Origin of the sequence: Acetobacterium sp. (genome assembly GCF_041752335.1) — a bacterium.
Lineage (GTDB): Bacteria > Bacillota > Clostridia > Eubacteriales > Eubacteriaceae > Acetobacterium.
On record NZ_JBGSHG010000098.1, the window covers coordinates 1 to 11,748 of the forward strand.

At 42.5% G+C, this 11,748-nt stretch carries 12 protein-coding genes; 4 read left to right on the forward strand and 8 right to left on the reverse strand.

Annotation, left to right across the window (positions count from 1 at the left end):
• On the reverse strand, nt 1-399 hold a 399-nt coding region (gene rsmH, locus ACEW8F_RS12660), incomplete at its 3' end, for a 16S rRNA (cytosine(1402)-N(4))-methyltransferase RsmH (RefSeq protein WP_373483834.1).
• The gene (gene mraZ, locus ACEW8F_RS12665) at nt 400-831 is read right to left on the reverse strand and encodes a division/cell wall cluster transcriptional repressor MraZ (protein ID WP_373483835.1); all 432 of its coding nucleotides are present in this window, start codon (nt 829-831) and stop codon (nt 400-402) included.
• Between the two features lie 271 nt (nt 832-1,102).
• Between mraZ and ACEW8F_RS12670 the strand changes: the two genes are divergently transcribed.
• The 4 genes from ACEW8F_RS12670 to ACEW8F_RS12685 all read left to right on the forward strand — a co-directional run bounded on the left by ACEW8F_RS12670 (nt 1,103) and on the right by ACEW8F_RS12685 (nt 4,463).
• Entirely contained in the window at nt 1,103-1,372 is a 270-nt protein-coding gene (locus ACEW8F_RS12670; protein WP_373483836.1) for an ACT domain-containing protein, read from the forward strand.
• Between the two features lie 11 nt (nt 1,373-1,383).
• Nucleotides 1,384-2,742, forward strand: a complete 1,359-nt coding sequence (locus ACEW8F_RS12675) for a PFL family protein (protein ID WP_373483837.1) — start codon at nt 1,384-1,386, stop codon at nt 2,740-2,742.
• 68 nt (nt 2,743-2,810) lie between these two features.
• The gene (locus tag ACEW8F_RS12680) at nt 2,811-3,215 is read left to right on the forward strand and encodes an FmdE family protein (RefSeq protein ID WP_373483838.1); all 405 of its coding nucleotides are present in this window, start codon (nt 2,811-2,813) and stop codon (nt 3,213-3,215) included.
• Between the two features lie 162 nt (nt 3,216-3,377).
• Entirely contained in the window at nt 3,378-4,463 is a 1,086-nt protein-coding gene (locus tag ACEW8F_RS12685; protein ID WP_373483839.1) for a hypothetical protein, read from the forward strand.
• A 63-nt stretch (nt 4,464-4,526) separates the two neighbouring features.
• Here ACEW8F_RS12685 and ACEW8F_RS12690 read toward each other — a convergent pair whose 3' ends face one another.
• The 6 genes from ACEW8F_RS12690 to ACEW8F_RS12715 all read right to left on the reverse strand — a co-directional run bounded on the left by ACEW8F_RS12690 (nt 4,527) and on the right by ACEW8F_RS12715 (nt 11,226).
• The gene (locus ACEW8F_RS12690) at nt 4,527-5,468 is read right to left on the reverse strand and encodes a hypothetical protein (protein WP_373483840.1); all 942 of its coding nucleotides are present in this window, start codon (nt 5,466-5,468) and stop codon (nt 4,527-4,529) included.
• A 493-nt stretch (nt 5,469-5,961) separates the two neighbouring features.
• Entirely contained in the window at nt 5,962-7,200 is a 1,239-nt protein-coding gene (locus ACEW8F_RS12695; RefSeq protein WP_373483841.1) for a PucR family transcriptional regulator, read from the reverse strand.
• Nucleotides 7,201-7,205: 5 nt separating this feature from the next.
• Nucleotides 7,206-7,937, reverse strand: a complete 732-nt coding sequence (locus ACEW8F_RS12700; protein WP_373483842.1) for an NAD-dependent protein deacylase — start codon at nt 7,935-7,937, stop codon at nt 7,206-7,208.
• A gap of 14 nt (nt 7,938-7,951) precedes the next feature.
• Entirely contained in the window at nt 7,952-8,563 is a 612-nt protein-coding gene (locus ACEW8F_RS12705; RefSeq protein WP_373483843.1) for a dienelactone hydrolase family protein, read from the reverse strand.
• Between the two features lie 226 nt (nt 8,564-8,789).
• Nucleotides 8,790-10,664 (reverse strand): hypothetical protein, encoded by a 1,875-nt coding sequence (locus ACEW8F_RS12710; protein WP_373483844.1) that lies wholly within the window; start codon nt 10,662-10,664, stop codon nt 8,790-8,792.
• A 208-nt stretch (nt 10,665-10,872) separates the two neighbouring features.
• A complete protein-coding gene (locus tag ACEW8F_RS12715) occupies nt 10,873-11,226 on the reverse strand; it encodes a hypothetical protein (protein ID WP_373483845.1) in 354 nt (117 codons plus the stop codon).
• Nucleotides 11,227-11,748 lie beyond the last annotated feature (522 nt).

Here is an 11,748-nt window from a genome sequence, read left to right on the forward strand (position 1 = left end):
CTGGTTCATCCGCATGTCCAGAGGACCATCGTTATGATAAGAAAAGCCTCGGGTATCGTCATCCAGTTGAAATGACGAAACCCCGAGGTCATATAGAATACCGTCGATTCCAAAGAGATGGAGGCCCTTTAGAACCTTGGCCAAACTGGCAAAATTACTTTTTACAAAATGACGTCGGCAAGTAAAATCTGCCAGACGATTTTTAGCATAATCCAAAGCATAATCATCCTGATCGATACCGACTAAAATGCCACTTTCATCCAATGATTCACAAATCCATTGGGAATGACCACCGCCGCCCAGGGTGCAATCCACGTAGATGCCATTTGGTTTGATATCCAGACCTTCAATGGATTCCCGCAGTAATACAGTGGTATGTGAAAATGTTTGTGGTTTCATTTATATTCCCAGCATTGCCATGTTATTGGCAATGTCCTCATAGTTTAAATCATCGTTATCGTTATAGCTGGACCATAGTTGAGTGTCCCAAATTTCCAGGCGATTTGAAACCCCGATAATGGTTACCTCTTTTGTTATTTTGGCATATTTGCGCAGCGAAAGTGGTATGCTTGCCCGACCCTGTCGATCCAGTTCGCAATCAGCGGCGCCGGCGAAGAAAAATCGGGTAAATGCTCGCGCATCCTTATCCGATACAGGCAAAGATTTTAATTTGCTTTCAAAATTTTCCCACTCTTCCATGGAAAAAACAAACAGGCAGCAATCCAGTCCCTTTGTTAAGACGAATTCTCCGCCCAGAGATTCTCTGAATTTTGAAGGAATGATCAATCGTCCCTTGTCATCGATATTGTGTTCATACTCTCCAAAAAACATCCAGATCCCCCTCCTTCTTACTTTGCTCTTCCATTTTCTTCCACATTATACCACACTCCACCACCCTTCACAAGTTACGAAACCGGCTATTAAGCAAAAATCAAATATTTATTTTGTTAAAAATTCCCAACATTTGTATTGATTTTACATCAAAAAACTTAAAAATAAATTCGTCAGATTTTGTTTGCTCTAAAATCCAACATAAAAACTTGTGATTGTATGCGTTTTGGTTTAAACTTATAAAATAATGAAAATTAAGGAGTTATTTAAAATGAGAGCAGTAGTCACGGTTATTGGAAAAGACCGCACCGGAATAATTTATAATGTATCTAAAATTTTGGCTGAAAACAATGTCAATATTGAAGACATCAGCCAGACAGTTATGCATGATTTTTTCACCATGATCATGCTGGTCGACATGACAAATATGTCTGTTGATTTTAATGTCCTGAAAAACGCCCTTGAAGAAGTCGGCGAAACCATCGGGATGTCGATCCGTATTCAGCATGAAGATCTTTTCAATGCCATGCACACCATTTAGGCGGCCCGATTATGGCAATGTTTAAAGACGTCCTCGAAACGGTTAGAATGATCGAAAAAGAGCGGCTGGATATCCGGACCATCACCATGGGAATTTCATTGCTGGACTGCATTGATTCCTCCGGAGCAAAGAGCCGCCAGAAAATCTATGAAAAAATCACCCGTCTGGCCGAAAACCTGGTCAAAGAAGGCGAACGGATTGAAAATGAACTGGGGATCCCGATTGTTAATAAACGGATCTCGGTAACACCGATTGCACTCATCGCCGGCAGCAGCGATGATCTTAATTATGTCGAATATGCCAAAATCCTCGATGCCGCCGCCGCAACCGTCGGTATTAATTTCATCGGCGGTTTTTCGGCGCTTGTCCCCAAGGGTTTCACCAAAGGCGATCGGATTCTTATCGACTCCATTCCTGAAGCTCTGGCAACCACTAATTGTGTCTGTTCCTCTGTCAATCTTGGTTCCTCTAAAGCCGGCATTAACATGGATGCCGTTAAACGGCTGGGTGAAGTGATTAAAGAAACCGCCTACCTGACCCGGGATGCGGATTCCATCGGCTGTGCCAAATTTGTCGCCTTTGCCAATGCTGTTGAAGACAATCCCTTTATGGCTGGTGCCTTCCACGGTGTCGGTGAAGCTGAATCGGTCCTCAATGTCGGAGTCAGCGGCCCCGGAGTTGTTAAAAGGGCGCTGGAAAAAGCCCAGAACGCTTCCTTTGGGGAAATGGCCGAAATCATCAAGAAAACGGCCTTCAAGATTACCCGGGCCGGCCATCTGGTTGGCACAACGGTGGCTGAACGCCTGAATGTTCCCTTTGGTATTTTGGACCTGTCGCTGGCACCAACCCCCGAAGTCGGCGACAGCGTGGCCCGAATTCTGGAAGAAATGGGGCTGGAACACTGCGGTACCCATGGTACCACCGCAGCTCTGGCGATGCTTAATGACGCCGTTAAAAAAGGTGGCATTATGGCCTCCACCTCAGTGGGCGGCTTCAGCGGCGCCTTTATCCCGGTCAGTGAAGATGAAGGGATGATCGAAGCGGTGGAATGCGGTGCCCTGACCTTCGACAAACTGGAAGCGATGACCAGTGTCTGCTCAGTCGGTATCGATATGGTTGCGATCCCTGGTGACACGCCAGCTTCCACCATTTCCGGTATCTTAGCAGATGAGGCCGCCATTGGCGTCATCAATAATAAAACTACCGGTGTTCGGATTATTCCCGTTTACGGAAAAGACGTTGGTGATACCGCCGAATTTGGCGGACTCCTGGGCCGGGCCCCGATTATGCCGGTCAACAAAAATGACTGTTCGGTTTTTGTAAATCGCGGTGGACAGATTCCAGCCCCAATTCACAGCTTTAAAAACTAACCCGATCGGAATAGCAACTTGGGGGACCCGCAACTGTGGGTCTCCTGTTTTATCGAAAGGAGCAAAAAATGAATTATGAATTATGGGAAAAATGTGTAAACTATCACGGACATCACTGTCCCGGCCTGGCGATTGGTGTCCGGGCTTCCCTGGAGGCCATCAAAGCGCTTTCCCTTGATCCGGCCGGCGATGATAAGATTGTCTGTGTAGCTGAGAATGAGTCCTGCAGTGTTGACGGTATCAGGGTGGTGCTGGAGTGCACTGGCGAAAAAGGCAATCTGTTCTTTATTAAAGGAGGCAACCAGGCTTTTTCCTTTTTTAATCAAACCACCGGCGCGAGTATCCGGTTGATTTTAAAAGAATTTCCGCCAATGGAGCGTGATGAAATGGAAGCCTTCCTGCTTAACGAACCCGATGCCACAAAACTTTTCGATTTTGAAAAACCCCATTTTGAACTACCCGAAAAAGCTTAGATAAACTAGTTTTAATTAACACCGCCATGATCAGTCAGTCCAGATTAATCATGGCGGTGTTTTTATTGACCTGGATACACTCACTTTCGATGCCATCGACAGCGTTGATATGGTATAATAAATAAAATTATTTATGATAAAATATTATGATGAGGTGCACCCATGTTTACTCTGCCAACTTATACAGCTCCTGATTTTGCGGAAACCTTTTTTGTCAAAGCCCCCAGCGTCCGAACGATGCCAGCTCCTATGGATGGGGTGGTTCCGGAAAACTTTTATGCCACTACCATCTTTCCCGAGTATTTTAAAATCCATGATGCCTGGCAGTTGATGGCTGAAAGCCGGATGGACTGCGTGGTGGTCATTGCCAATGATCGGCCCCATGCCGTCGAATTCAGAAATGTCAAAAAAGGCGATGCAGTTGTCGTCGGACGCCACGAAGATGGCGGAAACGGTGTTTATGTCGATCACTTTGCCTTCAGCAAAAAGCAGCAAGATGGCGATAATTTTTCGTTTCGAACCTCCAATTCCCGGGAAACGGCCTACTCCCGGGACTATGACCGACTTTATCAACTCCTGGAATTTGAGCGGGATAACGGCTATATTCTCTGGGTTCTCGGCCCGGCGGTAACCTTTGATCAGGATTCCCGAAATGCCATGACCCACCTGGTGGAAATGGGCTATGTGGATGCCCTCTTTGCCGGAAACGCCCTGGCAACTCACGATTTGGAATCCCACTTTTTTAACACCGCCTTGGGTCAGGACATCTATTCCAAAGAAAACAAGTCGCTGGGCCACTATCATCATATCGAAACCATCAATCGAGCCCGAAGCTGCGGTTCCCTGGAAAATCTAATTGAAAAATATAAAATCGAAGACGGGATTGTCAGTACCTGTATTAAAAATGACATCCCCATGGTTTTAGCCGGTTCGATTCGCGATGACGGACCCTTACCCGGCGTCTATGCTGATGTTTACAGCGCCCAGGATGCCCTGCGGGTACATACCAAAAAAGCCACCACGATCATCTGTCTGGCCACCCAACTCCATACCATTGCCACCGGCAATATGACCCCTTCCTACCAGGTGGTTGACGGGATGATTCGGCCGGTTTATTTTTATACTGTGGATATCTCCGAATTTGTGGTCAATAAACTTAAAGACCGGGGCAGCCTCAGTGCCAGGTCGATCATCACCAATATTCAGGATTTTGTGGTCAACTTACAACGTAATTTATCATTGAAGTAATTGCCATAGGAATAAAAAAAAGACTTCTGCAAAAGCAAAAGTCTATACCACTCGATGATTGAACTACATAATAGAAGGTAAAATTAAAGGCAATACTGAAAAGTTAAGCAGTTGTAAAACCCAGATTGTGCAGGCTGGAGGGTCGATGTGGCTGTCTGCATAGCTGTTAAAGGTTAACCCGGCAAATTCTCCGATTAGTGCCCCTAAAATACCTGTGATAGCAGCGGCAATAATGGCCGCCACTGGGCTTAATGTCCCTGAAAAAACAACGATCGCTGTTGATGCGGCCGGCAAGACGATATGGTGACAACCATAGAAAGGCAGTCCCATGCAAGCAAAAACCAAGCCAACTGCGGCAATACCAAAGGCGAAGCCACCCATCTGTGAGAAAAGATAGGCTGCTTCATCAGAACCAGCCAATGCCATATTTCCGAAGGCTGCCACAATTCCGCCAATAAGAATACCAAATCCGGCGCCTAGAACGATGGTGAAAATTAAGTCAGAACCCTGAGGCAGATAATGTCGTGTCACTCCAGCTGGGGTTTTTCCTGTTAAGCCCGAGTTGGTAAAAAGCAGACGAACCAGAATCGCTGAAATGACTACGCTTAAAGCTACAGTATCGGTCCAGGCTGCTGAACCAAACACATTTGCTCCGATTAGCGAACCGACAGTAAAGTTTAATAAGTAACCAATAATACCAAATATTCCGCCGACCAATAATACGGAAGCATCTTTTAATCCTGCCAGGGGAGTGATAATATCTCCGCCAACTTCCAGTTTTCCAATTTTTTTAGCATAACCGGCGGCGGCTACAGCACCGGCAAAAGCGACACATGGCGAGAACCATGATCCAAAGCTGACGATGCCAATGGCGGGCGCTCCAAAATCTCCGCCCAAAATCGCGGCAACGACTGTTAACCCGGTAAAAATAAATGATGGCACACCACCGATGGCGGCTGCAAACAACCCGCCGCCAAAAGCAGCAATTAATAATGTTAAATCCATTTCTTTTCTCCTTTTAGAAAAAATTTAAGTCTTTGTAAACATATTTAATCTTTCGAGTGGTGCTGGTAATGTTTACAAGATCAGTTTAACAAGAAGGACAATATTTTACTATGGTCGCCATTGCCAAAATATCCACCATCCTTTGTGCATCATTTACAAGGTTCATCCCTTGATATCCTGCATCACGCTACTGATAGTCTATTTAATTTATTATTTACCTTTTTTTCTTCAGAAGAACTTCAGATTTTCTGAAGAAAAAAAAAGAGCCGCAGCTCTCTTAGATTAAGGGGTCTAATATGGACTTTACTTCATACCTATTAAGGGGTCACAATCCCTATGTGCAAGCATACGCTATTTATCAAGAAAAAACATCAGCCCAAATTAACAAAATATCGATATGAATCTGTGCGTTCTGCACAGGTAGGAGCTGCTCCAAAAATAGCGGTTCCCCTCAATTGTTAAGTTTTTTTAATTCCAGCGCCGTTACTAAAGTTTATTGATGTTTCAGAAATTCTAAAATCCGAAACGAGTACGCCAGATCAAATTGAACCTTGGGCACTGCAAGCTCCAGCTGAGTAATGGACTTGATCCGATCAATACGATAACTGAGGGTGTTACGATGAATGTGGAGGGCTTCACAGGTTTCTTTGTAATTACAACCATAATCGATGAGCGTATTTAACGTATAAAACAATTCTGATTGATGGTGTTTATCATACTTTTCAAGCGTCAACAAACCGCTGAGGACAAAATCCTTAAGATTATTTCCAGTATCACCAGTTACCTTTTCAAGCAAATGAAAAAATTTGTAATCCCCATAATTAAAAAATCGTTTCTCTTCATGGATCGCCGCACCGATGCGAATGGCAGCTCCAGCCTGAAAATAATAGCTTTGAAAATTTTCAATCCCCTGAAAAAAATCACTTATCCCAATTCGCAGTGCATGTTTTTCGATAAAATTCTTTAACCGATTGATTCCCTTTTCTGTTTTTGCTTTTTCCAGATCCGTACATAAAATTACCATTTGATTGCCATAAAAAATTGCATGTGATTTTGGAAAGACATGATACAAGTCATCTCGTAACGAATCTTTGATGACCTCCTGATAGAGATTGGCGTCATTTTGTTCGGAAACCAGCACACAAAGATTATTGCTGGTATTAAGCTCCGATTCCAGAACCCATAATTTAAAATCTGCATTTTCCTTGTCTCGGCCTTCGATCAGATCCATCAGGATCCCTTCATTCATGTTGCCGCGAATATATTTATACATCGGGATCTTTAAAATAATTTCAGTCAGCACCTCGTTGGCAAGCAGCAGTAACTCTAAATGCTGATTTGTGACTTCGGTTTTCTTAAAAAACATCATCATCGCACCGGCGTATTTACCCCGAATGATCACTGGTGATACCAATACCTTTGACTCGCTTTCCAATCCCACCACATAGGGCGTGCGTTCCTTGGGAGAGCGTTTGACCTCTTCAATATTGACAATTTCGAAAATAAACTCGTGGCTGCAAAATCCTTTAGAAATGGCGAAATTCCAGGAGGGATCGGTGATCTCCTCGGTCCGGCTCATGCCGCGAATGGAAAAGTTGATATCAATAAAAACGACTGGCTTTTCCATCAGATAACTGATGGTTTCCACCACCTCTTCCACGGTGTGGTTGTCCAGCAGCAATCTTAATAATCGATTGCTCTGTCGGTATCTCAGTTCAGTTTGACTATCCATAATGGTTATTTATTTTCGCTCCATTTCAATTGTTTGAATACTTCCCCAATACTGCCCTTAATGATCAGATTTGCCCGGGAATCCAACGGGGTTGAAGATTTATTTACTAGTATCAGTTTGCTGCCGCGATAATAATCGATGAGTCCTGCCGCCGGGTAAACACCCAGAGAAGTTCCTCCGATTATCAGAACTTCGGCGCTTGTGATGGCCGCAACCGACTGGTTCATAACGTCGCTATTTAAGCCTTCGCCATACAATACCACATCTGGTTTAATGGTTCCGCCACAGTTGCATTTGGGCACTCCATCACTTTCCTGGATCTTCTGGACCGGATAAAACTGTTGACAACGCATGCAGAAATTGCGATGGACCGAGCCATGTAGTTCCAGAACCTTTTTACTACCCGCCAGTTGATGAAGCCCATCGATATTCTGAGTAATCACCGCCTTCAATTTCCGATTGGCTTCCAGTTCTGCCAATTTTGTATGGGCGTCATTTGGTTTAGCATCCAGGTACAACATTTTATTGCGATAAAAATGATAGAATTCTTCGGTATTATTCATAAAAAATTCATGGGAAAGAATGGTTTCCGGTGGATATTGATAGGTCTGGCTGTACAGCCCATCGACGCTCCTGAAATCCGGAATACCACTTTCGGTGGAAACACCGGCTCCGCCAAAGAAAACAATATTACCTGATTCTTCTACCATTTCTTTTAAGCTTTCAATATCGGTCATCTTATCCTTCTTTCTTAAATCTTTTCTGATTTTTCAAGTTCACATAAAAAGCATTTTACCACATCCAATGCTTTTTTTCCTGACTGCTCGTGAAAATCTTTACCATGGGGATCAGCAAATCCATGTTTGCCCGGCAAAACAAGCGTCTCAACCTTGTCCTTCTGCTCAAGTTGTGGAATAATCGACTGTAACTCAAAGGATTTTTCCTGTCCCGAAAATACCAGCAGACAAGGACAAACCGGGTTGACCTCCAGATAATCCCGGATTCGTGATCCATAATAGCCGATCATCCCATCACAACATCCGCTCTCGGTTAATCGCCAGGCGATGGTGGCTCCGACGCTTGATCCAAAAACAAAGATTTTTTTATAGTAAACCTTTAATTCATTGATATAGATCTCGATCTGTTTGAATCGGTCAAAACCAATATCTGTCATAAAATCATGATAAGCCTCATTACTTTCAGAATATTCATAAACATGGTTACGACCGCTCAGATCCACGCAAAAGGGTTCATAACCCTGATCTTTAAAAAAATCTTCCCAGTCTCTTATATACTGGTTGATTCCGTAAATTTCCGGGATGATCACAACCGCTTCTTCTGATTCTGTATTTTGTTTAAACATGGTCAGTCTTACTTTCTTTCAATGAAATCATCGGATACCAAATTTGTGTCATCATCATTCGTCCCTTTTTATTACCTAACCTTCTAATCCTTAAATCAAAACTATCTTCATTCACGCACATCAAAATAACCGCCAAATCGGTTATTTTGACCATAAAAACAATCGCCAATAGAGTTTCTTTTTCGGCGATTGTTTATTGGCTTTATATTGGTGTCTATTTCTACTCTTAATCTTCTGCGATGACAATCAAGCCATCCTTTTCGCTCAAACTAACCAGGGCTGATTTGTCAGGATTAATATAGATACCATAGTCCTTTTGAGCATCTTTCTGTTCTGCCGCAATTACGTAACCAATGACAATTTCATTCTTTCTTCTAGCTGCTTCAACCAGGGTATAATAATTGACAGTTGAATCTGGTTTTATATACTTTGATGCTTTTTTAATATAGAGTTCAGAACCATCGGCATCAAATAAATCTTCAAAAACGGTATTGATCATTTTGTTCTCCGAAACTTGAGTCAACATTAAACTGATGAGTTTTTCACTGACAATAAAGTCGTTGACCTTTGTCACTTCTGCCAATTTCTTGTTTCTGAAATCCATCATTTCACTGACAACTGAAAAACGGCAATTGAGTTTTTCTGAAATATCCCGGAGCTGCAGCAGCACCACCAGGGTATTGGCATCGGACTCCTGCACATCAAGCGCAGAATTATTGGACAAAATAATAACATGGTCGTAGTTTTTGACCATCAAGTCATCTAAGATACTTCTATCTTTCGGGTCACCCTTTAATAATTCGATTTTCTGATTAACAACCTGGCTGAGGGCGGTCTGGAAATCTTCCTCTTCAACACAGTCCGAAACGACGGTCAGAATTGAGTCCTGAGGTACGTAATTGTCAATTTCCTGAATAATTAAATGGGCATTATCATTCCAGCCTAGGATCAAAGTTTTTTCCGGACTATCCTGCTCAGCTGCTACAGTTTGCAGAATTGCGCCTGTATCAACATTATACTTCTGTTCTGATTTTACAACGATAGTATCGTCATCTTCTGAGATAGCAATAATTCGATCACCTGGCTGTAATATTGTTTCCATGGGCGGATTTAAATAGGTTTTTCCCTGGGACTGAATGCCAATCACAGTTGATTTTTCAAATAAAAATAGCACTTCGCCAAAAGTCTTTTTAATTGTTTCAGGACATTCGCTGAAATAAATTTCATCGCCACCAAAATCCAGGAGTTCGGTATAAACGGTGGAAAGACCCGGCTGACGACAGGTTTGCGCAATAATACGGGAGATTAATGTATCGCTGAGAATTATTTCAGCCTGATTATTTCCAGCAATCTGAGCTACTTGGACATTTTCAGGATCTCTTAAAACAGTCACAATATTATATGGTTCGCTCCGTTTGTTGGGATTATTCGTTATGGCAAGAATGGTTTTTATGACCCGGGTATCGTCCTCGGGAATGATAATAATCGATCGTGAGGTATTTAGACTGACGATTTCGAGATCATCAATATCGATGGGATTTCCCTGTCGGGTTACTATTCTTGTGGTTTTCGTATCAGTGATCCGCTCCCGGATAGCATCATCCATTTCGGATTTATCGTGATTCCCCATGATGACAATACAAGCATGCTTGCGATTGCTGTTCGCTTCAATCAATTCTTCGATAATCGTAAAAATCTGTTCAGACCAGCCCAGAATAATTGTTTGGTCTTTTTCGATTACGCGCGATCGGCCTTTTCGCAAAGAATCCAGTTTTGATTCAATACCAGTTGTTAAGATCCCAATTAAGATACTGAGAATAAAGATACCACCTAAGGTAGTAACAAACATCAGAAAGATGTAACCGACACTTCCGGTGTCGCCACTTACAGTTCCCGAGTCGATGGCTCGCATTAACCCCATCCATAGCAGCTCTGTAAAACTTGATGTTGGCCCCGATTGGGTAATCCAGACAATCAGCGAAATTACAGCGATCATTATTGCCGTAGCACTGGCCAAGGACAATAACAGAATACCTGTCCCCTTTGACATCAGGTTGTCAAATTTGTACCGTAGCTTTTCTAAGAAACCAACTTCATCCATTTTTAGCACCTCTTCTAAGTTATTTATTTTTATCTGAACCCTAATTTAAAACAATCTTCCCGTTATGATCACGAGCATTATGTTATCTTAACCTTCAGTATTTGACGCAAATATTTTATCATATTCGCTCACGTCCGACAATCATTGTTGGCGCTCTATTTCACGGATTCGCGATTTTGGGATGTTGGTAAAGCATCTTTCCCTATGCTTATTCCTCAGAATCTGGATTATCATCTTTTCTCTTTTTCAGCAAACTGCCAAGGCACATCCCCAATATAGCAACCGCCCCATAAGTCCCCCCATATATCAATGCCTTTATCTCAATAATCATAAATATCGATGGCAGAAAAATAATGCTCATAAAAATCGGATAGAACCAGACGTTCCCATTCTTCAGTCCATATATAAATGCGGCAATAAAACAATAAGCAGGAATAATCAGCAGCATAAAGAAAGAAAAATATTTTGAGTTTGGATCTAGTGTAGGCAAGATGAAAAAGATAAAGGAGGTCATAATCAAATATGGTAATACTGGTATCAATAATGGTAAGTTCTTTTTCATAATTTGGCTCCTATTTGCAAAAACTCATGATCTAAAAATAAATTTCATACATTTTATTATAGCATGAAAATATAAGGTATTGTGAATAAAGTAGTTTTAAACTAATCAGAAAATTACGTCCGTGAAATGAATCCGTGCAACTCCGTCGCAGCTCTCGCTGCGCCTGCGTTTGGGGCTTCGCCCCATAAAAAAATAGCGATGAACATTAATTTTCAAGTGAACTTGAATCAGGCTCTTAACTTCACTACCGTTTTACTCGCTCATGCGGCACTTCGGCTCCGCTGCGCTGCGCCTACGTCGCCTCAGTCGCCAGATGGCTCCTTCCTAAAAATATAAAAAATAGAGACCAAAAAACAAATAAATTTGCTCTTTGGTCGTAAGCTGTGTTTGGTAAAATATTAGTTAAGCAAAAGGTCTCCAAAAAGTTGTGCACCCATTAAGGTGGTTTCGAAGCAAAGAGCCATTGTCAATACCGATCAAATGCGTTACCTTTAAAGATGTCCAGTCTCTAAGAAAGGTAAC

Bases quoted from the DNA above. Each gene is read 5' to 3' on its own strand.
- mraZ (WP_373483835.1), bottom strand. From the start codon at position 831: ATGTTTTTTGGAGAGTATGAACACAATATCGATGACAAGGGACGATTG.
- ACEW8F_RS12670 (WP_373483836.1), top strand. From the start codon at position 1,103: ATGAGAGCAGTAGTCACGGTTATTGGAAAAGACCGCACCGGAATAATT.
- ACEW8F_RS12675 (WP_373483837.1), top strand. From the start codon at position 1,384: ATGGCAATGTTTAAAGACGTCCTCGAAACGGTTAGAATGATCGAAAAA.
- ACEW8F_RS12680 (WP_373483838.1), top strand. From the start codon at position 2,811: ATGAATTATGAATTATGGGAAAAATGTGTAAACTATCACGGACATCAC.
- ACEW8F_RS12685 (WP_373483839.1), top strand. From the start codon at position 3,378: ATGTTTACTCTGCCAACTTATACAGCTCCTGATTTTGCGGAAACCTTT.
- ACEW8F_RS12690 (WP_373483840.1), bottom strand. From the start codon at position 5,468: ATGGATTTAACATTATTAATTGCTGCTTTTGGCGGCGGGTTGTTTGCA.
- ACEW8F_RS12695 (WP_373483841.1), bottom strand. From the start codon at position 7,200: ATGGATAGTCAAACTGAACTGAGATACCGACAGAGCAATCGATTATTA.
- ACEW8F_RS12700 (WP_373483842.1), bottom strand. From the start codon at position 7,937: ATGACCGATATTGAAAGCTTAAAAGAAATGGTAGAAGAATCAGGTAAT.
- ACEW8F_RS12705 (WP_373483843.1), bottom strand. From the start codon at position 8,563: ATGTTTAAACAAAATACAGAATCAGAAGAAGCGGTTGTGATCATCCCG.
- ACEW8F_RS12710 (WP_373483844.1), bottom strand. From the start codon at position 10,664: ATGGATGAAGTTGGTTTCTTAGAAAAGCTACGGTACAAATTTGACAAC.
- ACEW8F_RS12715 (WP_373483845.1), bottom strand. From the start codon at position 11,226: ATGAAAAAGAACTTACCATTATTGATACCAGTATTACCATATTTGATT.